This window comes from Nonomuraea longicatena (genome assembly GCF_039525605.1).
Classification (GTDB): Bacteria; Actinomycetota; Actinomycetes; order Streptosporangiales; family Streptosporangiaceae; genus Nonomuraea; species Nonomuraea longicatena.
On sequence record NZ_BAAAHQ010000004.1, the window covers coordinates 304,052 to 330,060 of the forward strand.

A 26,009-nucleotide genomic window follows, 5' to 3' on the forward strand; every position below is an offset into this window, starting at 1 on the left:
CGGCCGTGCGGCGGCCACGTGTCTACCGCCCGTCCGGAGCCGGCGCCGGTCGGAGGGTGGGAGCGCGCAGCAGCGACATGGACAACCAGATTAGCGACCCGGCGGCGAACACGTGGACGAGCCCGGTCACAGGTGTGTCCGGAAGCGGCGCGAGCACGGCCAGCAGGATCAGGGTGACGCCGTACAGCGCTGCCGGCGTCCTCGGGAGGACCTTGGCGCGCACCATCGCCGCCGAGTACAGTCCGGTGCCGATCACGAAGATCGCGACGCCCACCAGCTGGATTGTCCCGGTGGGACCGGCGAGCAGCGACTTCGCGACCGGTGGCGGAAGGAAGAAGACCACCGTGTTCAGGGCGAAGGCGACACAGGCGAACAGGCTGAGACCGATCGTGTTGACGATGTAGGCGACCTCGCCGAAGCGGCCCGTCGCCTGGCCCTGGTAGAGGTGGAACGCGGTCAGCGCCGGAACACCGAACGCCGCGCCCAGCCCGAGGACGAGGCTCGTCAGGGTGGTCTCGCCGACGAACGTCTCGACGGCGCCGGGGATGCCGAGGGACAGCGCCAGGATCACACCGCAGATCGCGCCGAAGCGCAGGATTCCGGGTACGGGCATCGGTTCGCTCCTCTTGGAGGTGCCGGATTCGAGGGATGGAACCGACGGTAGAAGCGCAGGCGCCGCCCGGACAGATGCCGGTCGTCATGCCGGGGGCACGGGTGCGTGCGCCGAACGTCATGTGCCGAGGCTGAAATTCTGCCGTCGCCCGCGGACACGTAGGAATTGAAAGCCGTTCGGAGGACCTGACAAGGATTTCGCGTGGATGAACAAGACGACCGGTCCCGGTTCGAGGCGGTGTACCGGCGAACCTATGAGCAGATCCTCGGATACGCCCTGCGGCGGTGTTCTTCTCCGGAGGACGCCGCCGACGTGGTGGCCGAGACCTATGTGGTCGCCTGGCGGCGGATCGCCGAACTCCCCGGCGGGGAGTCCGGCAGATTGTGGCTGTACGGCGTCGCCCGGCGAGTTCTGGCCAACCATCGCCGGAGTGAGCGGCGCAGATTGACCCGGCACGCCGAACTCACCGATGAGATCGCGCATTTCTATCCCGCCCCATCGCACCACGGCGAGCACGACGGCGTGGCCGAGGCGATGGACAAGCTCGCCGACAGCGATCGCGAACTGTTGTCCCTGGCTTTGTGGGAAGGGCTCGATCCCGGCGAGATCGCCGTGGTGCTGAACTGCTCGCGCAACGCCGCCCGCATCCGTCTGCACCGGGCCCGCAAGCGTTTCGCCAAGGCGTTGGGGAAGACCCCGCTTTTCGCATCCCAGCCGCTCATCGAGAAGGAGGCACGGTGAACAACGACAAGATCTTCAAGTCCCGGGCGAGAGTGCTGGACGAGGACCTGGCCGGCAGGGCGTCCACCTCGGGGGCGGACACGCTGCTGGCCGAGGTCGTCTCGCTGGAGCGCGTCACCCGACGGCGACGGCTCATGCCCTCTCCCGGCCGCGCCCTGCTCGGCCTGGGGTTGGCCGCCGCTCTGGCCGGGGCCATCGTCGTCGGGCCGTCGCTGTTCAAGACGTCGTCCGAGCAGGTGTACGCCAGTCAGGCGGTGACGATCGACCGTGTCGGCGACGACTACGCCTTCTATTTCACCGACGGGGATCCGGATCCCGCCGAACTGGAGAAGGCCTTCCGTAAGGTCGGTCTGGACAACCTCACGGTGAAACTGGTGCCTGTTTCGCCGCGACAGCCCGGTACCGTCTTCGGAATCGACAAAACCGAAGCTGGAGCCGTGGCGAAATTCACCGGTGGCGACTGCCCGCGACGGGTCGAGAACTGCCTGACGGCCTTCAGCATCAACGCGGATGTCGAAGGACCCGCGAAAGTCGTTCTCAGTCGCCCGGCGAATCCCGGGGAGAAGTACGCCCATCCCGCCGATGCGAGCTGGCCGGGTGAGGCGCTGGCCGGGGTGAATCTGCAGGGACGTTCGCTGGCCGAGGCGGCACGCGTGGTGCGCGAGCGCAATCTGAAGGTGGCCTACGGCCTCGACTGGCCGCTGCGGAGTGGCGAGGAGGGCTTTCGCTCCGAGGACGAGGTGCCCGAATCCCGCATCGATCCCGGTTGGCCGGTGACGGCGGCGCAGACGTACAACGACGGCGTGATCGTCCTGCGCGCCGCCCCTGGCCCGGAGGCGACCCCGCCCCCCGGATTCTGACCTTCTCCCGGAGCGCTGAAAATCCGTGGCGCCGGGCGGGGCGGGCGATCTACGGTTGGGCACGTCTTCACCTCGCGGCTGCTGACCCACGAGGTTCGTGACGACGGTCTGTTCCGTCGTCTGCTGCGGCGTGCCCGACCGCGCCGCCCTCATTTCAGCAGCTCCGAAGGAATCCATCATGCGTACCCGTCAGGATCACCGTCTCGTCCGCCGTGACGAGCAGTGGCTCACTCTCCCGAACCCCTGGAACGTCCCCGTCGACATCTGCGCCGACGAGCGCGTGCCCCTCGAACCGGCGGCCGTCGACGAAGCACTGTCCGTCCTGGAGACCGCCGACACCCTCGCCCGCCTCGCCGAGGCCGTACCCGCCTATGACGGCCCGCCGCCCCGTCTGACCCGGCTCGTCCTCACGCCCGACTTCCACAAGGGGGCGGGCATCCCGATCGGCACGGTCATCGAGACCGAGGGCGCGCTGCTCCCGCAGGCGGTCGGCAACGACGTCAACTGCGGCATGCGGCTGGAGCTCACCTCGCTCACCGTGGAGCAGGTACGGCCGCGCCTGGACGCCCTGGAACGGCGGCTGCGGCACCTGTTCTTCGAGGGCGGACGCCGTATCGCCCTCACCCCCGCCCAGCGGGAGGCCCTGCTGCGCGACGGGCTCCCGGGACTCCTGCTCACCGGCGACGCTCCCTGGCAGGGGTACCAGCCGACCGACACCGAGGACTGCCTGGACCGCATGCACGCCCCGGCGCACCCGACCGGCACCGCCGACGCGTTCGCCGACTGGATCACCAGCGCCGGAGGCACCACCGCCGCCAGCCACGACAGCCTCATCGGCGGCATCGGCGGCGGCAACCACTTCGCCGAACTGCAGTACGTGGCACGGGTCCACGACCCCGCCGCCGCGTACGCGTGGGGCCTGGCGGAGGGCGCGGTCGTCCTGATGGTGCACAGCGGTTCGCTGTCGCTGGGGCACCAGGCCAACGCCACCGCGCTGGACCGGCTGCGCCGGACCTGGCCGCCGGGGCTGTCGCGACCCCGCAACCAGATCCTGCCGTTCCTGCTGGACGAGCGTACGGCCGCCGCCCGGCGCCGCTACCTGGACGCCTTCGGCAACGCCGCCAACTTCGCCTCGGGCAACCGGTTCTTCCTCGCCCTCACCATGCGGGCCGGGCTCGCCGCCGAATGCGGCCGGCTGACGGCGCGGCTGGTCTACGACGCGCCGCACAACCTGTTCTGGCAGGACGGGGACCGCGTGGTCCACCGTAAGGGCGCGACGCCCGCGAACGGTTACGAGCGGATGAGCGGGGGACCGTACGAGATGTGGGGCGAGCCGGTGATCGTGCCCGGGTCGATGGGCTCGTCCAGTTATCTGCTGCGCGGTCACGGCAACGCGCGCACGCTGGCCAGCGCCTGCCACGGCGCCGGACGGCGCGTGCCGCGCGGCGCCGCCGCGCGTGGCGGCGACCGTGAACTCGACGCGTTCCTGCGGGAGTTCCGCGTGGTCACGCCGCTGGACCACCGCGATCCGACCGTGGCACGCCGCGCGGACGTGATGGCGGCCTGGCGGCGCGACCTCAAGCAGGAGGCGCCGTGGGCCTACAAGGACATCGGTCCCGTGGTGTCCAGCCTGCACGCGGGCGGCGTCGCGGAGCCGGTCGCCGAACTGCGCCCGCTCCTCACCGTCAAGGGCTGAGCGGCGTCGAGGACGGCGGGCCCGGTCACGTGGTCGTTTCAGGCGATCCGGGTCCGTACGTCAGCGATGCGAGCGCCGCATGGACGACGTCGTCGAGCCGGTGGGGGTCCGATTCCGCGCGCGCGACGACATGAAGCCCCTGGACGAGGGCGACGAGAAGGCGGGCGTAGGCCCCGCAGTCGAGGTCCTCGCGGATCTCCCCGGTTCGCTGCGCGACGGACAACGCCTGCTCGATCGCCTTCTCCAGCGCGCCGAACGCGCCGCCGACCACCCGCCCGGCGACCTCGTCGAGCGGCAGCAACTCGGTGGCGGTGTTGCCGAGCATGCACCCTCGCCCCGGCGTCGCCTGCGCCGCCGCCAGGACGTCCCCGAGTAGTTCCCCGAGGCGCGGCAGCACGGGCCCGCCGCTCTGGACGGCCGAAGCGGCCTCTCGGCTGTCATCGGCGTAGCGCTCCAATGCGCGGAGGAACAACGCGTGCTTGTCACCGAAGGCGCCGTAGAGACTGCCGGGCAGCACTCCCAGCTCGTCCTTGAGCTCACGCAGCGACGTGGCGGCGTAGCCGCGTCGCCAGAAGACGTCCTTGGCGCCGTTGACGACGTGGTCGTCGTCGAAGGAGCGCGGTCGGCCGGTTCGAGGCATGGTCACATCCTATGGACTTCTTGACAGCTTATTCAAGAAGTGTAGTATCTCGACTTATTGGACGCACCACCAAGAAGTGATGGGCGCGACCACCAACCGGGGAGATCCGATGAGACGACTCTTCTTGCACATCAACATGTCGCTGGACGGCTACATCAACGACGCCGGCGGCGTCATCGACTGGCACTTCGCCGACGAGGAGTTCCAGAGCTACCTGGACGAGATGCTCGAATCCATCGACGGCATGGTCTTCGGCCGCGTGGCCTTCGAGGAACTCGCGACCTTCTGGCCCACGGCCGGGGACGACGTCTCGCCCGTCCAGGTCCGTAGGATGAACGAACTGCCCAAGTACGTCCTCTCCCGGACGCTCAAGGACACCGACTGGCACAACTCCCACCGGATGGAGGAAGACGCCATCGCCGACCTCAAGCGGCAGGACGGGCGCGATCTCGCACTCTTCGCCGGTGGTCGCGCCGCCACGGCCGCGATCCGGCGCGGCCTCGTCGACGAACTTCGGATCGTCGTCAATCCCGTGCTGCTCGGCGGCGGCACCCGCCTGTTCGACGGCGCGTACCCCAGAGCCGAGCTCAGCCTGACGCACACGCGCCGGTTCGCCTCCGGAGCCCTGCTCCTCACCTACGAGAAGGCCCCCCGATGATCATTGTGGCCGGTCGTCTCCGCGTCGCCGCACCCGATCGGGAACGCTTCCTGGCCCTCTCCGGCGAGGCCGTACGGCTCGCCCGCGCGACTCCCGGATGCCACGACTTCGCCGTCTCCGCCGACCCGCTCGACCCCGAACGGATCAACGTCTACGAACGCTGGGCCGACCGCGCGGTCCTGCACGCCTTCCGAGGCGACGGCCCCGCCGGAGAGCTCGACACGCTGATCACCGGCGCGGACATCGAGGAGTTCGAGGTGACGGACGAATAGGCGCCTGCCGTAGGAACGTCAGCACCAGGTCGTCGGCCTGCTCGTCCTTGCTTCCCATCCAGGGTGCACCCTGAATGGGAAGAGCTCAGTTGCCTGGATCACCTTGTGATACGAGGGTCGGCTTCAAGGAGCAGGGGTGTACTGGCGAAGCCGTAGGCACAGGTCTCGTTGTCGATGGATCATGTGATGTCACATGAGTTGTTCTCACTCCACTCGCCGTAGAGGAGTCCGCAGATAAGGCAGGCCGATATGGCCTCAAGCTCGGACGGCCAGTCGTGCTGGTGGCGGATCATGATCATCCTGTTGGGGAGGCATCCGCGCCAAGACCCCAGGTCAAGGCCCTGGCGCCTGGAGGTGAGTCTGGCTGTCGCCGGTCGCGGCCGGTCAGCCGGACGGGTGTCGGGAGGCGGCGACCATCAGAAGCGCGTTCTGGGGGTCGCCCTCTCGCGACGGATGATGTGATCGGGAGCCGTATCGGCGACGCGTCGATCATTCGGGGCGTTGGCCACCCACAACAAGTGCATATCAACGCTTAAAGGTGTCACCGTTCCGCTGGACGAGTCGCTATGGACCGCAGATATAGTTCACCTCAGGTCCTTTCTCCATGTCGTTTCGAGAGCGGCCCCGCAGTTGCGGGCATGAGAGGGGACATCGGCCTGGCCGGGTCCGAGAGATTGCAGCTCTCGGGTGACCCGCCGGGCCGTCCCCGTTATGGGGGTACATCTCGCCCGATGGCCAAAAGTCAATGTCTTGGTCATTCGGTAGATCTCGGACTTAGCTTACACCCACGCCTGCCTTTCGGACGCGCACGGATCTCCGGATGCGCAATTGGTTCTGAAAGTTGAATTGCGTCGCATGAACCCCCAGGTGGCCGCCTGGACTTCTTGGTCTTGAAAGCGTAAATCTGCACGCGGGCCGGGTGTTTGCGATAACTTCCGTCAAGCCCGTCGAGCTGCCTGCCGCCAGGACCTCTCAGAGGTTCTCGTGTGGATCGGTGCCGTCGTGTTGGCCACTCGCGCAACGATCTGCATGTTGATCAATTGCGTGTGGAGAAGTGCGATGACTAGGGTGCAGGTGCGCACGACGATGAAGGGATGGGAGCCGATCAGTGAGTTCCGGTAGCAGTAGCGATGAGACTCCCTTCCCCTCCTGGTTGACTCAGATGGCGCGGGCCATGGGCTACCCGACCGACGCGTCTCTGGCGGAGGCTCTTGGAATCAGCCCTTCCACGATCTTGAGGTGGCGGCGTGGTAGCCGACCCTCGGTGGAACATCTGGCGAAACTGAGCAACATCCTCGGCGTACGGCTGGAAGGGCTGCTGGCGTTGGCCGGGCATGTGGGGCCCGGCGTGCTCGATGCCAACGCGAACCTTCCGGAGCCGCCTTCGGCCATCACCGAGACCGTCCGCCGCATCACAGACTCACCTCTCAGCGAGGCGTCCAAGAGCGCGCTCATCAAGTACTGGAACGAGCGCCTCACCGAGGAACGGGCTCTGGTGTACGAGTTGATTCGGATCCTGAAGGGTGCCGAGCGAGGCGAAGTCGACGTGGTCGACGATCTCGCGACCATCCTCCGCCTGGCCTCTCAACCGGAGCTCTCCTCTCACCTCGTGGAGCTTCTCAGACGCGTCACGACCATCCTCCACAGCTCCAAGCCGAGGAGTCGCCGGCGTCACGCGGTCACGAAAGGGGTCCGGTTCGCGCTCCGGCCCACGGAGGCGGGCCGCGTTCGATTCGAGATCGTCAACCCCGACGGGAGCGTGGCCGCACTCGGGGATGAGTTCGACACCTCGGAGGAGGCCGTCCGGCAACTCGAACGCCGACTCGGCGTCGAACTCGACGACATCCAACTGCTCGGGGAGTCGTAGGCACGGCTTGTTTATCGTTGCGCGGGCGTCGAGGTCATGAAAGTGCGGGCGAGACGGTCGATCTCGTCGTCCATGGACACCTCGTCGACGCGCTGATCCCGGTCGATCCGGCCGCGCTCGGCCTTCAGCCGGCGCTCCTCCTCATGGAGCCGGATCTCGTAGTCACCGGTCCGCTGCCGAGTGGTGAAGTTCAGTTCGGCCTCGTGACAGGCCGAACCCGCACGCAACTCCTGGGTGAGAAGGCGGTCGTACTCGGTCTTGCCGTTCAGCATCTTCGAGATGATCGGCATGCAGTCGAGCAGGACGAATATGATGCGCAACAGCCAGTGAGCGAAGTTGACCATGCCGCTCTGACCGGCGACCGTACCGAGTGCCTCCCATCGGTCCAGCAGACCGATGTCGGAGTAGGCGCGCCTCTTCTCCTCGACGTGCTCGGCGATCTTCTTGCTCTGAGCTTCCGCACGTTCCTTCTCGGCTCCGGCGAGAGCGGCCGAGAGCACGCCGACCTCCGCCTTCAACTCCGCCACCTTCGCCTGCTGCTGGGGGATGTCGTGGTTGGCGAGGAAGGTCGTGAGTTCCTCCTTTCGGCTCTGGCACCGGGGTCCTTCGCCGAAAACACCCGTGGTCTGGCCGCCCGTGTCGTCGCCATCACATTCCTGGTTGTACAGCTTCTGGCGATCCGCATGCTCTTTCACGTCGGCCGCGAGTCGGCGTTCCTGGGCCTTGAGACTGGCCTGCGCCCGCCGCAGGTTGCCTTCGACGGTGAGGGCCCGGTCGCCGCCGTCGAGGAGATGGCCGGTGCAGTCGACACCGGTAGGCGCCGACCCTCTGAGGGGGTTGCACTGTTTGTACCGGCTCTCCGTCAGACTGATCGCCTGGGCGCGCTCCACCAGGATCTGCCGGTCGAGCCGTTCCTGGAAGATCTTCAGGGTCAGCGGCTCGGCGATGAAGAGCCCGATGATCACGGCGAGGGCCAGGCGGACGAGCACGTTGCCCCAGCGGGACCAGCCTTCGTTGTCGCCGTGAAGGCTGGTGATCAGGAATCGGTCCACGTTGGCGATGATCAAGCCCCACAGCACCGCGACCGGCACCAGACTCATCGGGGACGCCGGTGAGAGCAGGGTCAGCGCGCCCAGCATGGACGCACCCGCGATGAGTGCGGTGCTGACCACGACACCGCCCAGGCTGGTGTATCGGGAGCGTTCCTGCGGGACGCTTGCGAGGATCTTCTCGTCGACCCCGGTGAACCGGCGCAGGAACCTCCCGAGACCGAGCCGTCCCCGGCGCCGGTGGCTGCGTTCGTGCTGCCCGGCCGCCCTGGATCCGTGGAGGATGTCAACCACGGACGTCCTCCTCCATGAAGAAGTCGTCGTCGGGGTCGCCCGAGGTCACCTCGGCACGGGCCTCGTACGCGGGTTCTTCGAGTTTCTCGGGCTCGACGTTGTCGAAGGAGGCGAGCAGTTCCCTGCCGGTCGCCTCGTTGAACAGGCCCTGGTCGATCGCGGCCCGGACGATGTCGACCCGGGCTCGGGTCTCAGCGACCTTCAACTCGTGCGCACGCTGGATTCCGTGTTGGATGGCGCTGTACTCCCGGTCGCCCAGAGCGGCGTAACGGTCGGCGACCTGCTGGTCGCTGAGGCCGCCGACCGTGACATACAGGCCGTCGGCGGCGCCGGGACCGCTGCTGAGGAAGTCCCTGACCTTCGCGGCTTCGCTGATGTGCTGATCCCGGTCGAGAGCCGACTCCTGCCGAGTGAAGTCGTTGGTGCTGTGGCCCTTGATCTGCAGGTAGTCCTGCTCGTCGAGTTCGAAGTCACGGTCGAGCTTGCGTTTGGCGTCGCGGAGGCCGTGTTCGTCCTGGATGTTGTGCAGGCTGGTCTCGTAGCGCCGCCGTCCGTGGGCGATCTCGTCAGGCGCGGACACGTCGAGGCCCGCGAACTCGGCCGACATGCCGGGCAGCGCACACGGCACCACGGTCGTGTACGCCTTCACCTGGGCGTGCACGACCGTCCACAAGTCGTGGACCTCGTGCAGCCCGTAGCCTCGGCCGAGCTCGAAGAGCTTGTGGTAGGCCCGGATGTAGGTGACCAGGTGTTCGACGACGTTGGTCACACCGGCGCGCACCACCACGATCGGGTCGTCCACCGTGCAGCGGAACTGCACCGCGACGGTGAAGTCGTGGGCGCCGGAAGAGCTGATCGACACGTGGACCGTCACCGGGTGGTCCTTGGCCACGTCCACGACGCTGACGCTGGCGCCGTACAACACGTGTGGTTCGTCGCCCCGCAGCCGCCGGTCGCCCAGCACGAACGTGCCGTCGTACTCGAAGACGAGCCGCTGGTGCGGGAGCTGGCGGGGCAGGCCGGAGATCGGACGGCGGGGCCTGCTCAGGAACCCCTGCTTGGCGACAGGATCAAGGGGAATCTGGCTGATCACGGGGTAGTGCATGGACGCATTCCAATGGTGTCGAGGGACAGGACGGCCGGGCTGAGGAAGACCCGGAGCAGCGACAGGAGAATCTCCAGCCGGTTCTCGTCGGTGTTGCGGGAGATGGCATAACGTCGCAGGTCATGGGCCAGCAGCGGCCGTTCCTTCGCAGGGAGTGCCGCCACGAGCGCGGCGAACAGGGCACGGACACAGTCACGGTCTCCGTCTGCACGCTCGTCGAAGGCGCAGACCGCGTTGTACAGAGCGGCCAGAGCCTCCCTGCGGTGCGGGCGCTTGACCAGGACCACGGACCAGAGCTTGGCGAGGGGGGTGGCGGAATCACGGCGATTGCGCAGGTGAACGGTGACCGTGGGAATCCCGACGCCGTCCTCCTGAGCGGTCAGGACGCTCAAGATCGCTCGGATCAGCGGGTCGATCGCGCGGCCGATCCGCCGGTCGTTGCTGATCCGGTGCACCAGCAAGTCGAGCATCGGCAGGGCGTTGCCGGTGGCCTCGGTCAGTGCGGTGAACAGCTGGGCCAGTGCGATCTCCGCAGGCCGTACCGGCTTGTCACTGTCCTTGATCTGCAGCCAGAGCATCCGGGTCGCCTCCTGCGGGAACCGGATGCCAAGCTCACCGGACCAGGCGAGGGTCGCGGTGAACTTGGGTCTGGCGGCGGATGCCCTCGTCCACATGCCGACGGTACGCAGGACCTCCGAACGGGTCGTCTCGTCCAGGCACAACCATGAGATGGCCATCGCGGCGGTGGCCTGGCTGCGCATGACGCCGCTGCCTTTGGCCCATGGGGTGAGGAAGGTGCTTTCGACGTACGAATAGTCCGAGACGGAGGCCAGAATCGCGACACCTCTGGCGATCTCCGCCTGCGCACTCGGGTCGCGTAGCGCGGCGCACTCATGCAGCCATTCGGATACCGGATCCCATAACCGCATGCCATGCCGCCGGTACAGCTCCCGCATCACATGTGTCCGGTGACCCTCGACCTTGAACTTCAGCCGGCGTCCCGACGACAGACGGAGCAATGAGCCCTCTGCCACGCGCAGCAGGCGGCGGCTCGGCATCGGATCGTCGGCCGAGACGGGATCCGCCGTTTCCACGCCGATACCGGCGATGGACTCCAGCCGGGCGAGCAGCGACTCGAAGCGGCCTTCCGTGAGGCCAGCCGTGAAGGCCATGGCGGCCATCTCGAAGAGCTCGCCTCGGGTACGCGGGCCCTCGAACCAGGCGACCACGTCGCGCCGCCCGGCGGACTCCAGCTTGCTGAGAGCTGTGTCCAGCGGTCCGCCCGAGGCCAGATCACGTGCCAGCGTCACCACGTCGGCCATCGCATGGTCGGGGGTGATCTGGGCGGCCGCCTGGTCGGCGACCTCGGGAGCCACCCCGTGAGCCCGCAGGACGTCGCGGGCGGGAGGCGACAGCCAGCGTATTTGCTCCCTTTCCGGCAGAGAAGTAGCCGTCCCCGTGATCACCAGGTAGGCGCCGGCCTCGCGTACGCGGCGCCTGATCTCCCGTACGTGAAAGTCGGCGATGCTCCCGTCAACGTCGTCCCGAGGCCAGTCGCACAGCAGATAGGCGGGAGCCTTCCAGACTTCGCGGGCGGCCAGTTGCTCCAGGGTGTTGGCCGGGCTGAGTTCCACCACATCGCACCGTGTGCCGACGAAGTCGTGAAGCAGGTTGAGCGCCGCCGTTCGGCGGCCCGTGCCGGCGTTGCCGATCAAGGCCACCATGTTGCCGCTTTCCAGCCGTTCGGCGGCGGCCCGGTAGCTGTCGTGGCGTACGTAGCAGGTGAGGGCCTCCGCCATCTCGTGCTGGGATACCGGGCCGGACGTACGGCGAGACTTGTGGGAACCCGAGATGCCGAAAGAGGCCCCGCCGATGTTGCCGTGAATGTGGTTGATGACCGTCTGGACCTGGGAGACCTGCGCGAAGATCTCGTCCGTCGCCTCGGGCCGATCTGCCCAGTCGACCGGCGTGGCCTCGTCTCCGATCAGGACGCCCTCGGCCGGCGACTCAGTTTCGGATGCCAAAGTTGATCTCCTCGGCGGAAATCGGGGCGGTGATCAGGTTGACGGTCATCTGTTCGGCCTTGAACTGCTGCGCGAACCGCTCCGCCTCGGCGTCGACACGGACCAGCTTCTCCAGAGACTCCAGCAGGTCGTCGCGCGACTCCGGGTCGGCCGGCCGGCCCTGCTCGGAGCGGAATTCCTTGATCTTCGCGAGCAGCTTCCTGGCGCCGCCGAGCCCGGTCTCGGTGCCGTAGGCGCCCAGACGTTCGAGGGCGCCACCGGCGATCAGCGGCCACAGGGTGTCGGCGACCTCGGGCAGGTTGTCCATGTCGAGAGTTCCTTTCTGGTCCACGTCCTCTGAGGGGAGCCACATCCAGGCGATCTCGGTGCGCTGCTTGGTCCGCACTTCCAACCGTGTGAAGGACTCCGGCCGGTAGGAGGTGTGGAGCTGGCGGACGACGTCCTCGTAGAGCCGATCGGTGAGGATCAGCACCAGGTCGGCGCGGGGGTTCAGCTTCAGGGCGGTACGGCCGGCCTGCGCGTTGAGCAGCCGGCAGGTGGTCACCACGATCTGGCCGACGAAGCCCATCGCGCCGCGCTTCACGACCCCGTGGCCGATGGAGATGCGGATCCGCAGGCGGGCGTCATCGCGGCGCTCGCGGTTGTGGTCGTGCAACGCCTTGCGCACGCGGTGGACCAGGTCGTCGATGACCTGAAGCTCGGGCTCGCCTTCGGGGAGGACGATGACCTCGCCGTCGCCGGCCTCCTGGCGGGTCCAGGTCTCGCGGCGCAGGCCGGCCTCTCGCGCACCGCGGTCCATGACCTGGGCCAGACCCGACTGGATCGAGTCGTGCCGCAGGTCGTCGCCGCGGCCGTATCCCTCCGCATCGACCGCCACGATCAGTCGGCGGCTGAAATCAGAATCAAGCATCACGTCACCTTGCTGCGAGAAAGATCGACCAGAGCGGTCGGGGAGATCGACGGGATCGAGTCTGGCGAAGACCGCATCGCCTCACGACGTACCAGTACGCTTTACCGGAAATTGGCCAGACCGACCAGGTCGATGATGATCTTTCGGCGATGCCCGGTGTCGACCAGTCGACGCTCCTTGAGGCATCGGAAGGCTTTGAAGACGGCGTCCCTCTTCGCTCCGATCAGATTGGCGATCTCCTCATAGGTGAGCTCGACTCCGAGATCCCGCATGCCGTCGGCTCTGTCGAGTCCGTGTCGGCTGGAGATTTCCACGAGCACGTTCGCGACCCGTACGGGCACGGGGAACTGGGCGAAGTCGGTTCTTCTCCGGTTGGCCCAGCCGAGCCGGTCGGCGATCATTCTGGTCAGTGCGTCCCACGCCGCCGGGTGGCGATCGAGGAAGTCTTTGAACACCTGCGCGGGGATGGCGTGCACCCACATCTGACTGCACGTGGTCACCATGGCCGATCTCGGCTCTCGGCGTATGGTCGCCAGTTCGCCGACCACGTCGCCGCTGACGCGGATGCCCAGCATCGCCACCGCGCCGGTTTCCAGGTAGGCCGTCACCTTCACGCACGCTGTGGGCTGCCGACCTGGGATTGATCTCAGTAGATAGACCTCGGACCGCTCCGAATCTCCTTGATGGATGAGATGTTCGTCAGCCTGCCGCAGGGACGACGGCGCGAGAGCCAGAAGTTCCGTTCGGTCGGTCGGGCTGAGCCTGTCCATGAAAGTGCCGATGGGCCACCTGGCGGGAAAATGATCTTTTATCACTGATTAAGCGCCTTGGGTCATTGATGTGAAGCTGCTAGAAGCTACACCCAGAAATATCGCGGAGCCAGATTCGAATAGTCTCCAGAGTGCAAGTATGTTGCACTTTGTCCGACTTATCCCGAAAAATTGGGCGAAATTATGGAAGAGGGAGAGGTGATTGTCGTGAATCATCGAAACGCCCGTAGCGATATGCGACTTATGTGGTTGTAAGTCTGCTCATTGGGGTTTCTGCGACATCTGTCTTATCTGGAAGTAGCGTCCGGTGTCACGCTGCCGGCGTGCGGGGTCAGGAGGCTTTCGTGCAGGTGAGCACGATGGTGGTGCCGACTTCGACGCTGCTGCCGACCTTGTGGGACTGCTTGGTCACCGTCCAGTTCTCCGGCAGGAGGACCATCGTGTCGTAGCGGTCCTGGGAGCCGAGCTTGATGTCGGTGAACTCGTTCCACCCCCGATCGACCAGCCACTGGCGGGCGATCGAGGCGTTCTGTCCCTTGAAGTCCGGCAGCTTCACCAGGCGGCCGCTCTCCTGCTTGCCTGCCGGAGGGGCCGCGGCTTCTCGCGATGCCTTCGCGGCGGCCGTCTGAGTGGGGGACATGACTGTGGTTGGTGTGCTGCCGCTACTTCCGATGGCCACGCCGCCGACGCAACCGGCGCCCAGGGCGAGAGCGGCGATCAGGGCGACCGCCGGGCCGGAGAATCCTCGGCGCGCGGGAGGCGGCACGGGAGGTTGGTGTGTCACGGGGATCCCTTGGAATCGGGCGGCCAGAGCCGTGTCGAGGTGGGCGATGCCGCCGACTGCTTCATGCGGTCGCCGGCCGAGCAGACGGGTGCGGGATACCACGGTGACGTGGACGTCGTGGGCGGTCAGTCGGGCGACCGGCTCGCAGAGTACGCGTCACAAACCCTTCGCCCCTCTCATGACAAAGAAGGCTAGGGCCTGTGAACTCGGTATGCAACCTGAATTATCGTGACAGAAGTAGGAGAAGGTCTGATGCGGCTGGACGTACACGCTGATCCTTCTGCATGGCTCTCCGAACAAGATCACGAAAAGGAGCGGGCATCATGCTGAGATCCGGGTCGGCGTTGAGGACCTGGTTCTCGACGGCCCAGACGGACGGACCGTCGAAGGCCAAGCGACCGGTGGCTGCGAAGTACATGGTCGCGCCCCAGCTGAAGATGTCCGAAGCGGGACCTGCCAGACGGCCTTCGACCTGTTCAGGCGACATGAAGGCCGGTGTGCCCTTGGCGCCTCCCGTGTTCGTCAGGCGTTCGACCGCACGTGCGATCCCGAAGTCGATCACACGTGGGCCGTCGGGGGCGAGCAAGACATTGGCCGGCTTGAAGTCTCGATGGACGATGCCTGCTTGGTGGATCCCGTTGAGAGCAGCGGCTGTCGCGATGGCGAGCCGGACCATGCTGTCCGGTGAACGTGGGCCCTCTCGGTGGATGAGCTGCTCAAGAGACGGGCCCTGGACGTACTCGCTCACAAGGTACGGCCTGGCGTTGTCGATGCCGACGTCGATCACCTGGGCGGTCGCGAACCCGGGCACCCGGCGGGCCGCGTTGGCCTCGGCGAGGAAGCCTGTCCGCTCGGCAGGGGACACCCGCGCATGCAACAGCTTGATGGCGACCTGCCCGCCGGCTGGAGAGCGAGCCAGGTAGACCTGCCCCTGGGCTCCTTGTCCGATCTTGGAAAGGAGTAGGTACGGGCCGATCCACGTCTTGGGTGCCCGGCTCGGCGTCGCGGGTCCGGGGCGTGGTCTCGGAACGGTCGGAGTAGGCGGAGTCTTCTGCGGCAGGACCCGCTTGGCCAGGATGAAAAGGTGCACCGCGCCGCCGAGGTAGGTGCCCATCCAGATCACCGTCGTCAGCGTCCAGCGGAAATCTTCTTTCGGAACGTCCTTCAGGACCCAAGAGGCCGCGAACACCGCTCCCTCGACTGCGAGATACGCTGCGGCGAAGGCCCACAGCGTCGCGTTGCGGTGCCGGTAGGCGACGTATCCGATCATGAAGGGGATCGGTAATCCGCCACAACAGCAGACCGGTATCAGAGCCCAGGCCAGGTTCTGGCGCAGATTCGCCTGGAGGGCGGCCCGATCGGACCCAGCAGTCATGAACCGCATGATATGCAGGCGTTCCACGCCATCGTTCGTGGCTTCGCAAGCCGCGGCATCGCGGTCGGACGGTTCTCCCGTCACTGCCCCAAAGCGGTGTCCACCGACAGACCGGCCCACCCCGTTTCTGTCTTCCAGATGGTCGCGACGTCGTAGAGCCGTTTGATGACGTCGACCGCCCACAGGTCCTGTGGTTGCCTCGACAAGACCAGGAAGAGGCGGTCGACCTCCCTGCCGTCGGCCCATGCGGCCTCCAGGAGCCGAGGCGCCATGGTGCGAAGCTCGGTGTAGGTGTCGACGAGCTGAGTGGAGATCAGATAGAGCCCGACCCCGTCTTCACCTTCGCAGACGATGTCGGCGAAGTCGGTGTCCAACTGCGGCACGCGATCGTTTCCGTACAGCTCGGCGACGAGCATGTGCTTGAGCCGAGCGTGCGCCGCCTGCTTGCGGTCCACACCTGTTCGCTCCTTGAGCGCGGCCCGAAACCCGTCGCCGTCACCGAACCGCTCAAGTGCGGGCGAAGGCGCGGCCTCGGCCGTTTCGGCATTCACCACAGGCTTCTTGTTCGGCCCACCGAGTTCGGCGGGGAGGGGGGACGAATGGAGCACCGTGAGGGACTGTGTGCACCGGGTGAGAGCGACGTAGAGTCGCCGGAGACCCATGCGGTCACTCTCGTCGAACAGGTGCGGTTCCATGACCACGACATGGTCGAACTCCAACCCCTTGGCCATGTGCGCCGGCATGACGGTGATCTGCTGCCCGATTCCCGGCAAGGTGGACTCTTGGGCAGCGGTGATCCGATGAGTGAGCTCGGAAAGGAACTCGTATTTCGAGGGAGTCAGGACCGCGACCGAACGTGCCTGATCGTTGTCCTTCATGGCCAGTCGCTGTGCCCTGCTCACCGTTTCGGCGATGACACGCTGGCGGGAGATCGCGACGACCTCCAGGGCGTCTGGGGACGACGGCCGCGCCGAAACAGGGATCGCGGTGGAGGGCGAGACCTTCGTCCCCAGCATCGCGGCGAACTTCATGACCTCGGCCGGCACCCGGTAGCCGACGCCCAGTTCGGCGATGTGCCAGCCTTCGGCCGCGGCCAGAACGTCGGCCAGGCGCTCCCAGACGTCGTACTGGCGGATGCCGGTGCTCTGCGCCAGATCGCCGAGGATCGTCATCGACCCGGACGGGCACCAGCGGGCCAGCGACCTGGCCTGCATGGGCGTCAAATCCTGGGCTTCGTCGATGACCAGGTGCTGGTAGCGCCGCTCATTGTCTCCGGTCAGGAGCCATCGGAGTTCCTCCAGACAGACGAGGTCCTCTGGTGACCAGGGTTCGTCACCGACCCGCCTGGCCTGCGGGCGGACCAGCGTCGCCTGCTCGTCGAGGGTGAGCACGCCGAAGGCGGCAGCCGCCAGGCTGTCCCTGTCCGCGAGCAGGTGGCGCAAGACCTGCTCGGCGCTCACTGACGGCCAAACCCGGTTGAAGAGCGCGGAAACGGCCGAGGTCTTCTCCAACTGCGTACGAATCCCGTCGTCGGTCTTCTTGACGCGAGTCGCCTCGGTGTACTGGGTCATCAACCAGTCGATGGTGGTGTCGATGAAGCGGCGGCGCCGTATGAGGTAGGAGCCCTTGGCGCCGCGAGCCGCTTCGACCAACCGGACCAGCTCGGTCTTGTCGATTTCCACGCGGGCACCGCGGAAGTTGAATGTCTCGTCGGTGGCCAGATCGCCCCGGACGCGGTTCTCCACCGCGTTGTGCAGCACTCTGGCCATCCGCTCATCCGATTTGATCAGGCGGGCGGTGACCGGATCGGTTCCGCGGATGTCGCCCGGCCAGAGTTCCGCGATGTCCACGGTGGCCACGCCACGACTGCCCAGCCGGGGCAGCACATCACGAACGTAATGAAGGAACGCCTTGTGCGGGCCGATGACGAGCACTTGCTCGGGAGTGAAGTGCTGGTTGTCCAGCAGCCAGGTGACCCGGTGCAGGCCGACCGCGGTCTTGCCCGTGCCTGGCCCGCCCTGAATGACGAGCACACCTTTTCGTTCGTCGGCCACCAGTCTGAGCTGGTGGCGCTGGATCGTCTCGACGATGTCACGCATGGCACCGTCACGGGCGAGGTCCAGATCGGCGAGGAGGAACAGGTCGGGCTCGTCCTCGGCGGCCGGAGCGGGGACCGTCTCCCCGCTGGCGTTGATCACTTGGATTTCGGTGTCGCTGTAGTCGAGGACTTGGGAACCACTACAGCGGAGCTGGCGTTGCCGCCGGACATCCGCAGGCTGGTCGGGGGTGGCCAGGCGCCAGGCGGTCGCCGCCTTGGAGGTCCACTTCACCAGCGCCAGGTCGCTCTGGCGGTCTCGCACCGTGGCGCGGCCGATGTACCAGGTGAGCCGGTCGTCGGGGTCATCGAGGAGATCGATCCGGGCGATCACCAGAGGATGATGACCGCCGTGACCCTCGCGACGTCCGTACTCCCTCGGTAGATCCGGGTGAGGCGACAGTCCCGCGTCCGGACAATCGCTCAGGCTGCTTGAGCGGAAGCTTTCGACGGCTTTCTGATCCTGGTCGACGCAGTCGTAGATGTGATTCACGGCCAGCTGTTCGTCAGCGATCACCGAGTTCCGATCGACCGTGCTCATTCACCCTCCGGGGGAAACTCAATCGATGCTGGCTGGTGGGAGCGGCCCGTCGAATCGGAACTACCCTCTCTCTATTTGAGACGGAAGCCGGTGGCGGAGTCGGGACAGCTCTCCGAGGCGGAGCCTACAGGTTGTGACCTCTGTGCACAGCCGCAATGTCCGGTGTTGACCGCACTTGCGAGAGGCTCTCGGCCGGTCGTACACAACTCTCTGATCCGGGTCAGAAGAAGCCTCGGCATCCCCGCATGCCGAGCGGTATCGCCTTCGACTTGCCGAGTGCCGAGGCAAGGTGGATGCCCGGGGCTGTCATCGAGAACGGCCGCTCAACGATTCCCAAAGCGTGACCTGGCATGCTGTGACCGTGAGTGAAATACCGGGAGTCCGGCGGGTCGGCAACCTGGAAGTCGCCGTCTCGGTGAGTGATCGGCGAAAGGACGCGCAGCGGGACGTCTCCATCCGGACCTGCCCAGAGGAGGCAGCGCCGGGAAGCATGTCAGCCGGTATCGCGGGGGTGAAGCGGGTGTGGTCCCGGGCAGCCCGACTTGGAGTCGAGGCGGGCGGATTGCGGGTTCGTCCGATCGGGTATCGATGCGGCTCCGCCGTACCGGAAATGAAATTGGGTGCCGGAGGAGGGTCGCTGAATGCAAGACGAAGTCCTGGTCAATGCCGTTGACATCGCGCGGATGGCCGATGTCGGCCGAGCCGCAGTGAGTAATTGGCGCAAGCGGTTCGACGACTTTCCCCAACCTGCGGGCGGCACCGCCTCCAGCCCCGCCTTCTCCTTGAGCGAGGTGGAAAGATGGCTTCGAGACCACGGCCGCTATGTCGAGGTATCACCACTTGAAAGGCTTTGGCAGCGACTGCGTAGCAGCACCGATGATCTGCGGCTGGGCGAGGCGGTAACGCATGTCGGCGCGGTTCTGCTGGGGGAGCGTCCCAAGCTTGACAATGCCCTGGTCGGAGAGATTCACAAGGTTGGCCGGATGCACGGCGCGGTTGCCGCGTTCGACGAGATCTGTGCGCGCTATATCGATCTCCATTCTCGCCGCCTGTTGATCACTCCACCGTCTGTCGCAAGACTGATGACGGCAATCGGTGGTACGGCAGGAGGCCGGATACTCGATCCGGCCTGTGGGATCGGCACCGTATTGCTGGAATCCCATGGCAGCCGGGTATCGGGCCAGGAACTGAACGAGAACGCCGCAGGACTGGCCGGGGTCCGGTTGCGCCTGCACGGGTATGAGGCCCAGGTCGAAGCCGGTGACTCACTGCGTGCCGATGCCTTCGGCGGAACGCAGTTCGACGCCGTGGTCTGCAACCCGCCGTTCAACGAACGCGGCTGGGGATATGAAGAACTGACCAGCGACCCGCGTTGGGAGTTCGGCCTGCCGCCGCGCGGTGAGTCCGAACTCGCCTGGGTGCAACACTGCTTGGCGCATGTGCGGCCGGGCGGGCTCGTCGTGATCATGATGCCGAGTGTGGCGGCGAATCGCCGACCTGGTCGGCGGATACGCGGCAATCTTCTGAGATCGGGAACATTGCGAGCCGTAATCAGCCTTTTCTCAGGAGCCGCTCCCGCCTCCAGTGGCCCGCCGGACCTGTGGGTACTCCGCAAACCCCTTGAGGGAGACGAGCCGCCCTCGGACGTGTTGATGGTCAACGCGGGCCAGGATCTGGACCTCGCCGAATTGGCATGGCGGGCGTACGGCAACAAGACGGAGTTGCCGGAGAACAGCCGGGTGGTACGTATCATCGATGTCCTCGACGAGGAGATCGATCTGACGACGAGCCATCGAGTGGTACGGCAGGAGCCCACGTCCGGATATTTTGCATTGAGCGATCGTCTGTCATCGGTCATGGAAGAACTCAGATTTCCGCGGATCGCAGCGAGACCTCGTCGAGATCTCGCCATGACCAACCTCGGAGAGTTGGTCCGGGCAGGAGTCGTCACCGTCATGCAGGGTCCGCCGAAACCCGCAGAGGGCGGCAAGCTTTCGTTGCTGACGACGAAGGACCTCTTGCTCAACCGGGAACCCACCGGCCGGACCGATGTCGCTCCGGGAATCGTCCGCATAGCCAAGGGCGATGTGATCGCCTCCCTCCTCCTGACCAGCGGTGCGGTACCACGGGTGATGACCCGGGCGGGGGATGTGCTCGGACCCCAATTGCTACTTTTCCGCACCGACCCGGACCGTCTCGATCCCTATTTTCTGGCCGGTTGTCTATATTCCGAAAGTGTCACAGCCATTCGTCACGGCTCGATGGCCAGGAGAGATCCACGGCGGGCGGCACTTCCCAGACTGCCGATCGAGGAACAGCGTCGATATGGAAAGTCTTTCGCTCAGCTTCTTGAGCTTGAGAACACGACAAGAGCCTTGCGAGAGATCAGCGATAATCTTGTCGTCGCCGGGATCGACGGGCTTCTGGAAGGGAGCCTGACCCCGGAGTGACCCGGGGAGGCTCTGTGTCCCACTTTCTCGGCCGGTATCGGCTTGACCGGTATCGGCTCGGCTGCGGCGGGATGGGCGAGGTGTGGGGCGCCGCCGACCTCACGCTCGGCCGGCGAGTGGCGATCAAGTTCGTCCTTCTTCCGGACGTGGAGCTGCACCAGCGGTTCACCCGGGAAGCCAAGGCGCTGTCCAGCTTGGCTCACCCGGGTGTTCCCGCCCTGTACGACTTCGGATTCGCGGACGGCCGCCACTACATGATCATGCAGTTCATCGAGGGAATCGGTCTGCATGACGTCATCGCCGAGCACGCACCGCTGTCCGTCGGCTGGGTGGCGTCTATCGGTGCCCAGATCGCGGCGATCCTGGAGGCGGCTCACCGGCAACGCATTCTGCATCGGGATCTGAAGCCGGCCAATCTCATGCTCTGTCGAGACGGTTCGGTCCGGGTCTTGGATTTCGGTTTGGCGTTCATGCATGACGTGGGCATGATCACGCTGACCCAGACCGGGCAGCAGCTCGGAACCGCCGCGTACATGTCGCCCGAGCAGGTCAAAGGCGAGCGCAGTACAGAACACGCCGACATCTACTCTCTGGGGTGTGTGCTCTACGAAACGGCTACCCGTCACCCGTTGTTCACCGGGCCCAACGACCACAGCGTGAAGACTCAGCACGTCACGACCACCCCGGTACCGGCCGCACAGCACCGGCCCGACATTCCGAGTGGGCTGAATGAGTTGCTGATGGCGATGGTGGAGAAGGATCCGGTCGATCGACCTGACAATGTTCGCGAGGTGTATGAGCGGCTCATGCCGTACCTCTCCGGGGCTGAACCCCTGGGCGACATGACCGACAGGCTCCCGAGCCCGCTGCTGCTCTACTCACGCGCGCTGAGCCGCGCCACCATCACGGGCCCAGCGGCCGAATCACGGAGCGCCTGGGGCGACTTCCGCTAGCGTGGGACGTCTCTGCAGGCCACGATCGTCCGAGGTCACGACCGGTCCAGTTCGTCGGCTCGCCGCAGGTCCTTGGGGCGGCCCAGTGCGCGGCGCATCAGGACCAGGTCGTCCCGGCGGACGTAGTGAACCCGCAGGCCGCTCGCATCGACCGCGGTGAGCGCGCGGCCGAGGATGTCCCGGACCTGCAAGCCGCCCCAAGCCAGTTCCGGGGTGCAGCAGTCGCCACCCACGACGGGCGAGGTGAAGGGCGCTTTCGGGCGGAGAAGGGCTTCGGGGGCGACGCTCCAGCCCCCGTCGTCGAGGAAGCGGGCCCCGGCAGCGGCGAAGGCCGCCGCCAGGGCGGGGGCGTGGTCGGGGGAACCGTCCCAGAGCAGGTCCAGATCGCCGGTCAGCTCGGTGGAGCCGTGCATGATGCCGGCGACCTGTCCGACCACGGCGACCCGCACGCCGCTGCGATCGAGGGCTTCGAGCAGCGGGAACGGGTCGTACCCGAGCGCGCCGTCCGTGCCGATCGTGCCGACGTCGTCGTCGGAGTCCTGGTGGGTCAGGCCGGTTTCCGTCCGGTGCAGGGCCAGTTCGCGGATGCGGCGAGTGGCCGCCCGGAGCCGTTCGAGGGGTTCGGTGATCATTTGATCCATCCAACACCCTGACTATCCTGGGCACACCCCGCCGCGAGCCCGTCAGGAGGCGACGACCGTGACAGCCTCCCAGCGCGTCTGGCACCCGGTCCTGGCCCTCCTGACCGCGATCATCCTGGTAGGAGCCCGGTACCTCGGCGCGGACCTGTGGCAGATCCTCGCCGCCGCGAGCGCCGCCGTCCTGCTCCACGTGGGAGCGGTCGTGGCCGAGCGACGCCCCTGGGTGGGGTACGCGATCGGCGCGCTGGCCATGCTCGTCCTGGTGACGCTGCCCTTCCCCGGCTGGTCACCGGCCCTGTTGCCCTCGGCCGCGTGCTTCCCCCTGACGTTGTGGCGGCTGACCACCCGGGTCTCGGTCAGGTCCTCGGTGGCCGCGCTGGCCGTCGCCGTGCTCGGCGTCGTCCTCAACGAACTGGTGGGGTGGGCCCGGCTGCCCGCCGACGTCCCCGTCTGGACCCGCTTGGCCGAGGGCGGGCTGCTGATGCTCGTGGTCGGCGGCGTGTGGCTCGCGGCCCTGCTCGTACGCCGCAGGCGCGCGGCCGCCCGCCGAGCCGAGAGCGAACGCCTGGCCGAGGCGGTCGCGGACGAACGGGCCGGCATCCGCCGCGACCTGCACGACGTGATCGCCCACACGGTCACCGTCATGGTGGCGCGGATCGAGGCCGCGGCGGTGACGACGGCGGATCCGGCGACCCGCCGTGAACTCGGCGACATCGCCGAGGCCGGCCGGGACGCCCACCAAGGTCTGCGGGCGATGCTGGCCACCCTGGCGCCGCGCGCCGACGCCCGGCCCATCTCGCTCGCCGTCCTCCCCGACCTGGTGGCCTCGGCCGCGAGCCCGCTCCACACGGTGACGCTCGCGGAGGTGGGCGAACGGCGGCCGCTGAGCCTGAGCGCCGAGGTCGCGGTGGTCCGTACCGTGCAGGAGGGCGTCACCAACGCGTTGCGCCACCTCGAACCACCGGTCGAGGTGACCGTGCGGCTGCGCTGGAGCCCCGCCGAGGTGGTCGTGGAGGTGCGCGACGACGGCGGCAGGGCCCGACGCGACGTCGGCGGTCAGGGGACCGGTTTGATGGGGATCGAGGAACGTGTCCGCACCGCAGGCGGCACCCTGTCGATCGACGACGGGGACGACGGGTGGGCGCTGCGGGCGCGGCTCCCCACGAAGGAGGGGGCGTGACCGGGATCCGGGTCATGCTCGTCGACGATCAGGAGCTGCTGCGGGCCTCGCTCCGTACGGTGCTGTCGGCCGACGAGCGCATCGAGGTCACCCACGACGTCTCGAACGGCGGCGACGCCATCGAGGTCGTCCGCCGGCACCGCCTCGACGTGGTGCTCATGGACATCCGCATGCCGCGCATGGACGGGGTCGCCGCCACGGCGGAGATCGTCAGGATCGCACCCGCGACCCGGGTGCTCATGCTGACCACCTTCGACGGCGACGAACTGGTCGTGGCCGCCATCCGGGCCGGCGCGAGCGGCTACCTGACCAAGGACATCCGGCCCGCCGCACTGGCCCAGGCCGTGTGTGACGTCGCCTCCGGGACGTCCGCGCTGGCCCCGGGGGTGGCCGCGACGATCCTCGACCTCGTACGGCAGGTGCCGGTGCGGCGGACGGCGGCACTGGACGGCCTCACCCCGCGCGAGGTGGAGATCTTCGGCCTGATCGCCCGAGGCAGGTCCAACAGCGAGATCTGCGCGGACCTGGTGCTGAGCGAGAACACGGTGAAGTCGCACGTCCGAGCCGTACTGCAGAAGCTGGACCTGCGCGACCGCGTGCACGCGGTGATCCACGCCTACGAGAACGGGCTCGTGGGCCGCGGCGATCTGCCCGACTGATTCCATCCTGCCGGGTGGTCCCGTCTCACCCCTTGGGGTGATGTCCCCCGGTGACGCCCTGCCTAGGTTCGACGTCGTGTGTTTCCCACGTCACCTCTTCGTCCTCGCCGGTGTGTTCGCCGCCGTCCTGCTCGCCTGGACGGCACCGGCCCACGCCGGCGGCGAACGGGTGGTCGACGACTACCGCTCCGTGTACGGCACGCCGGGTGTCGCGGCCGCCGTGATCGACGGATCGTCGGTCGAGACGATCCTCGCAGGCCGCGACGGGAACGGGGCCGCGGTGACGGCTCGCACCCCGTTCCGGATCGCGTCGATGAGCAAGTCGATGACGGCCACGGCGGTCATGCTGCTGGTCGAGCGTGGCCGTGTCTCCCTGGACGACCCGGTCGTCAAGGTGCTGCCCGACTTCAGGATGGCCGATCCCCGGTTCGCCGGGGTGACCGTACGTCATCTGCTCAGCCACACCTCGGGGCTGTCGGGCAGCACGAACAACGAGTACGTGTTCCCTCCTCCGCGCGCCGCGCAGGAGATCGTGGCCGAGCTGGCCGACAAGACCCTGGCCGCCGATCCGGGCACCCGCGCGGAGTACCACAACACCAACTACTCGATCGCCGCGCGGATCGTCGAGGTGCTGTCGGGGAAGTCCTTCGACGCCTTCCTCCACACCGAGCTGTTCACGCCGCTGGGCATGACCGGCACCGGTTCGACGCCGGGGTGCTCCGACGGCGCCGAGGGCCTGCCGTCCGGGTACGAGGTCGTGCTCGGGGTCGCCGTCGCCGTACCGGAGATGCCGGGGATGTGCGTCGGCAACGGCGGGGTGATCTCGACCCTGGACGACATGGTGCGGTGGCTGCGGTTCAACCAGGGAACCCTCGGCGCGGACCTGCTGAGTGCGCGTTCGCTGGCCGAGTTGCACACCGCCCAGCCGAAAGCGGACGGCTACGCCCTCGGCTGGCAGGCCCGCTCCGTCCCGGCGGACGCCCCGCCGTCGCTGATCGCCCACGGCGGAACACTGGCGACGTGGACCGGGGACATGGTCTTCTCGCCTGAGAAGGGAGTGGCCGCCCTCGTCCTCACCAACAGCGGCGGCGACCCGAGCCTGCTCACCGCCAACCTGCTCGCCGAACGGCTCGGGACGCCGGCGACGCCGATGAGCAACCCGCTGACCCTCGTGAACGCGATCGTGCTCGGGCTCACGGTGGTGATGGCCGCGTTGCTGGTCACGGCGATCGTCCGAGCACGCCGCTGGGCGGCACGCCGCCGCGCGGCCCGCCGGCCGTGGCTGGTGCTGCGCCTGGTGCCGCTCGCCCTGGTGGTGGTGCTGGGCGCCGTGTTGCCGGCGCAGATCTGGGATCCGGGCGGGCCGCTCAACCTCCAGTACTGGATCGTCACCGCCTGGCTGATGCCGCTGCTGGCGCTCTTCAGCCTCACCTCCTGCGTACTCGGAGCGGTCGCCCTAGGGCGCCGCCTGTGGCTCTTCCGCCGCGCCGGTGATCGCCTTGTCTGAGCGCAGGGACTCAGTCCGAGTCCGCAGGAACGTCCGCAGCGTCTGCGCCTCGGCGTCGGCCTTGGCGGCGTCGGCCTTCTCATTCAGCTTGTAGGCGGCCACGAGGTCGTCGAGCAGGCCGGACACGCGGTCGAGGATCTGTGCCTTGCTGACCACCCGTCCGAGGCGGTCCGTACGGCGAAGCCGTTCAGCTCCAGCGCCTCGGACAACAGTTCGCGAATGTTCGGCTCGTCGTCGACGATCAGCACTTTCGCGGCGGGGTGTCCGTTCATGACATCGTTCTACGTGCTCACGCTGAGAGAAAGGTGTGAGCCGTCGCCCCCGA

General features: G+C 67.1%; 23 protein-coding genes. 11 read left to right on the forward strand and 12 right to left on the reverse strand.

The genetic code is table 11. The annotated features are described in order from the left end of the window. Window positions 1-22 precede the first annotated feature (22 nt). The gene (locus ABD120_RS06740; protein WP_343948824.1) at window positions 23-613 is read right to left on the reverse strand and encodes a hypothetical protein; all 591 of its coding nucleotides are present in this window, start codon (window positions 611-613) and stop codon (window positions 23-25) included. Between the two features lie 201 nt (window positions 614-814). Between ABD120_RS06740 and ABD120_RS06745 the strand changes: the two genes are divergently transcribed. The 3 genes from ABD120_RS06745 (at window position 815) to ABD120_RS06755 (ending at window position 3,910) form a co-directional block, all read left to right on the forward strand. Then, a complete protein-coding gene (locus ABD120_RS06745) occupies window positions 815-1,354 on the forward strand; it encodes an RNA polymerase sigma factor (protein WP_343948825.1) in 540 nt (179 codons plus the stop codon). A gap of 32 nt (window positions 1,355-1,386) precedes the next feature. Next, entirely contained in the window at window positions 1,387-2,214 is an 828-nt protein-coding gene (locus ABD120_RS06750) for a hypothetical protein (protein WP_343948826.1), read from the forward strand. Window positions 2,215-2,392: 178 nt separating this feature from the next. Further along, a complete protein-coding gene (locus ABD120_RS06755; RefSeq protein ID WP_343948827.1) occupies window positions 2,393-3,910 on the forward strand; it encodes an RtcB family protein in 1,518 nt (505 codons plus the stop codon). 25 nt (window positions 3,911-3,935) lie between these two features. On the opposite strand, the gene ABD120_RS06760 is transcribed toward ABD120_RS06755, so the two are convergent. Then, window positions 3,936-4,550, reverse strand: coding sequence for a TetR/AcrR family transcriptional regulator (locus ABD120_RS06760; RefSeq protein ID WP_343948828.1), 615 nt, complete (start codon window positions 4,548-4,550; stop codon window positions 3,936-3,938). Between the two features lie 109 nt (window positions 4,551-4,659). Here ABD120_RS06760 and ABD120_RS06765 point away from each other — a divergent pair, with 109 nt between their 5' ends. The 3 genes from ABD120_RS06765 (at window position 4,660) to ABD120_RS06775 (ending at window position 7,347) form a co-directional block, all read left to right on the forward strand. After that, complete coding sequence (locus ABD120_RS06765) at window positions 4,660-5,208, forward strand: dihydrofolate reductase family protein (RefSeq protein WP_343948829.1); 549 nt, start codon at window positions 4,660-4,662, stop codon at window positions 5,206-5,208. Continuing rightward, on the forward strand, window positions 5,205-5,480 hold the full coding sequence (locus ABD120_RS06770; RefSeq protein ID WP_343948830.1) for a putative quinol monooxygenase: 276 nt from the start codon (window positions 5,205-5,207) through the stop codon (window positions 5,478-5,480). Before ABD120_RS06765 ends, ABD120_RS06770 begins: the two co-directional genes overlap by 4 nt. Window positions 5,481-6,642: 1,162 nt before the next feature. Continuing rightward, complete coding sequence (locus ABD120_RS06775) at window positions 6,643-7,347, forward strand: helix-turn-helix domain-containing protein (protein ID WP_343948906.1); 705 nt, start codon at window positions 6,643-6,645, stop codon at window positions 7,345-7,347. An 11-nt stretch (window positions 7,348-7,358) separates the two neighbouring features. Here ABD120_RS06775 and ABD120_RS06780 read toward each other — a convergent pair whose 3' ends face one another. The 8 genes from ABD120_RS06780 to ABD120_RS06815 all read right to left on the reverse strand — a co-directional run bounded on the left by ABD120_RS06780 (window position 7,359) and on the right by ABD120_RS06815 (window position 18,294). Beyond that, window positions 7,359-8,690 (reverse strand): DUF4407 domain-containing protein, encoded by a 1,332-nt coding sequence (locus ABD120_RS06780; protein ID WP_343948831.1) that lies wholly within the window; start codon window positions 8,688-8,690, stop codon window positions 7,359-7,361. Then, entirely contained in the window at window positions 8,683-9,795 is a 1,113-nt protein-coding gene (locus ABD120_RS06785; protein WP_343948832.1) for a hypothetical protein, read from the reverse strand. The genes ABD120_RS06780 and ABD120_RS06785 overlap by 8 nt, the downstream gene beginning before the upstream one ends. Beyond that, the gene (locus ABD120_RS06790; protein ID WP_343948833.1) at window positions 9,780-11,819 is read right to left on the reverse strand and encodes an nSTAND3 domain-containing NTPase; all 2,040 of its coding nucleotides are present in this window, start codon (window positions 11,817-11,819) and stop codon (window positions 9,780-9,782) included. Before ABD120_RS06790 ends, ABD120_RS06785 begins: the two co-directional genes overlap by 16 nt. Then, window positions 11,803-12,729: a hypothetical protein gene (locus ABD120_RS06795; protein ID WP_343948834.1), complete on the reverse strand. Its 927-nt coding sequence runs from the start codon at window positions 12,727-12,729 to the stop codon at window positions 11,803-11,805. Before ABD120_RS06795 ends, ABD120_RS06790 begins: the two co-directional genes overlap by 17 nt. Window positions 12,730-12,830: 101 nt before the next feature. Continuing rightward, a complete protein-coding gene (locus tag ABD120_RS06800; protein ID WP_343948835.1) occupies window positions 12,831-13,499 on the reverse strand; it encodes a Crp/Fnr family transcriptional regulator in 669 nt (222 codons plus the stop codon). A 331-nt stretch (window positions 13,500-13,830) separates the two neighbouring features. Next, window positions 13,831-14,139 (reverse strand): PASTA domain-containing protein, encoded by a 309-nt coding sequence (locus ABD120_RS06805; protein WP_343948836.1) that lies wholly within the window; start codon window positions 14,137-14,139, stop codon window positions 13,831-13,833. Between the two features lie 367 nt (window positions 14,140-14,506). Next, window positions 14,507-15,685, reverse strand: a complete 1,179-nt coding sequence (locus ABD120_RS06810) for a serine/threonine-protein kinase (protein WP_343948837.1) — start codon at window positions 15,683-15,685, stop codon at window positions 14,507-14,509. Between the two features lie 53 nt (window positions 15,686-15,738). Then, entirely contained in the window at window positions 15,739-18,294 is a 2,556-nt protein-coding gene (locus ABD120_RS06815; RefSeq protein WP_343948838.1) for a HelD family protein, read from the reverse strand. 641 nt (window positions 18,295-18,935) lie between these two features. On the opposite strand from ABD120_RS06815, the gene ABD120_RS06820 reads away from it, so the two are divergent. Both ABD120_RS06820 and ABD120_RS06825 read left to right on the forward strand, forming a co-directional pair. Continuing rightward, window positions 18,936-20,744 carry an N-6 DNA methylase gene (locus ABD120_RS06820; RefSeq protein ID WP_343948839.1) on the forward strand — a complete coding sequence of 603 codons (1,809 nt, stop codon included), beginning with the start codon at window positions 18,936-18,938 and terminating at the stop codon, window positions 20,742-20,744. 14 nt (window positions 20,745-20,758) lie between these two features. Then, complete coding sequence (locus tag ABD120_RS06825) at window positions 20,759-21,697, forward strand: serine/threonine-protein kinase (RefSeq protein WP_343948840.1); 939 nt, start codon at window positions 20,759-20,761, stop codon at window positions 21,695-21,697. Window positions 21,698-21,732: 35 nt separating this feature from the next. Here the strand turns inward: ABD120_RS06825 and ABD120_RS06830 are convergent, their stop codons facing one another. Further along, window positions 21,733-22,329, reverse strand: a complete 597-nt coding sequence (locus ABD120_RS06830) for a hypothetical protein (protein ID WP_343948841.1) — start codon at window positions 22,327-22,329, stop codon at window positions 21,733-21,735. Between the two features lie 67 nt (window positions 22,330-22,396). Here ABD120_RS06830 and ABD120_RS06835 point away from each other — a divergent pair, with 67 nt between their 5' ends. The 3 genes from ABD120_RS06835 to ABD120_RS06845 all read left to right on the forward strand — a co-directional run bounded on the left by ABD120_RS06835 (window position 22,397) and on the right by ABD120_RS06845 (window position 25,684). Further along, the gene (locus ABD120_RS06835) at window positions 22,397-23,518 is read left to right on the forward strand and encodes a sensor histidine kinase (RefSeq protein WP_343948843.1); all 1,122 of its coding nucleotides are present in this window, start codon (window positions 22,397-22,399) and stop codon (window positions 23,516-23,518) included. Further along, window positions 23,515-24,177, forward strand: coding sequence for a response regulator (locus ABD120_RS06840; protein ID WP_343948844.1), 663 nt, complete (start codon window positions 23,515-23,517; stop codon window positions 24,175-24,177). The genes ABD120_RS06835 and ABD120_RS06840 overlap by 4 nt, the downstream gene beginning before the upstream one ends. A 76-nt stretch (window positions 24,178-24,253) precedes the next feature. Then, entirely contained in the window at window positions 24,254-25,684 is a 1,431-nt protein-coding gene (locus ABD120_RS06845) for a serine hydrolase domain-containing protein (protein WP_343948845.1), read from the forward strand. Here the strand turns inward: ABD120_RS06845 and ABD120_RS06850 are convergent. After that, window positions 25,634-25,840 carry a hypothetical protein gene (locus ABD120_RS06850; RefSeq protein ID WP_343948846.1) on the reverse strand — a complete coding sequence of 69 codons (207 nt, stop codon included), beginning with the start codon at window positions 25,838-25,840 and terminating at the stop codon, window positions 25,634-25,636. The two genes, ABD120_RS06845 and ABD120_RS06850, sit on opposite strands and share 51 nt — an antisense overlap. Window positions 25,841-26,009 lie beyond the last annotated feature (169 nt).

What these genes read in the sequence shown, in the direction of transcription:
- ABD120_RS06755 (WP_343948827.1), top strand. Translation starts at nt 2,393, where the DNA reads ATGCGTACCCGTCAGGATCACCGTCTCGTCCGCCGTGACGAGCAGTGG.
- ABD120_RS06830 (WP_343948841.1), bottom strand. Translation starts at nt 22,329, where the DNA reads ATGATCACCGAACCCCTCGAACGGCTCCGGGCGGCCACTCGCCGCATC.
- ABD120_RS06765 (WP_343948829.1), top strand. Translation starts at nt 4,660, where the DNA reads ATGAGACGACTCTTCTTGCACATCAACATGTCGCTGGACGGCTACATC.
- ABD120_RS06760 (WP_343948828.1), bottom strand. Translation starts at nt 4,550, where the DNA reads ATGCCTCGAACCGGCCGACCGCGCTCCTTCGACGACGACCACGTCGTC.
- ABD120_RS06770 (WP_343948830.1), top strand. Translation starts at nt 5,205, where the DNA reads ATGATCATTGTGGCCGGTCGTCTCCGCGTCGCCGCACCCGATCGGGAA.
- ABD120_RS06815 (WP_343948838.1), bottom strand. Translation starts at nt 18,294, where the DNA reads ATGAGCACGGTCGATCGGAACTCGGTGATCGCTGACGAACAGCTGGCC.
- ABD120_RS06795 (WP_343948834.1), bottom strand. Translation starts at nt 12,729, where the DNA reads ATGCTTGATTCTGATTTCAGCCGCCGACTGATCGTGGCGGTCGATGCG.
- ABD120_RS06785 (WP_343948832.1), bottom strand. Translation starts at nt 9,795, where the DNA reads ATGCACTACCCCGTGATCAGCCAGATTCCCCTTGATCCTGTCGCCAAG.
- ABD120_RS06820 (WP_343948839.1), top strand. Translation starts at nt 18,936, where the DNA reads ATGCAAGACGAAGTCCTGGTCAATGCCGTTGACATCGCGCGGATGGCC.
- ABD120_RS06740 (WP_343948824.1), bottom strand. Translation starts at nt 613, where the DNA reads ATGCCCGTACCCGGAATCCTGCGCTTCGGCGCGATCTGCGGTGTGATC.
- ABD120_RS06805 (WP_343948836.1), bottom strand. Translation starts at nt 14,139, where the DNA reads ATGTCCCCCACTCAGACGGCCGCCGCGAAGGCATCGCGAGAAGCCGCG.
- ABD120_RS06800 (WP_343948835.1), bottom strand. Translation starts at nt 13,499, where the DNA reads ATGGACAGGCTCAGCCCGACCGACCGAACGGAACTTCTGGCTCTCGCG.
- ABD120_RS06775 (WP_343948906.1), top strand. Translation starts at nt 6,643, where the DNA reads ATGGCGCGGGCCATGGGCTACCCGACCGACGCGTCTCTGGCGGAGGCT.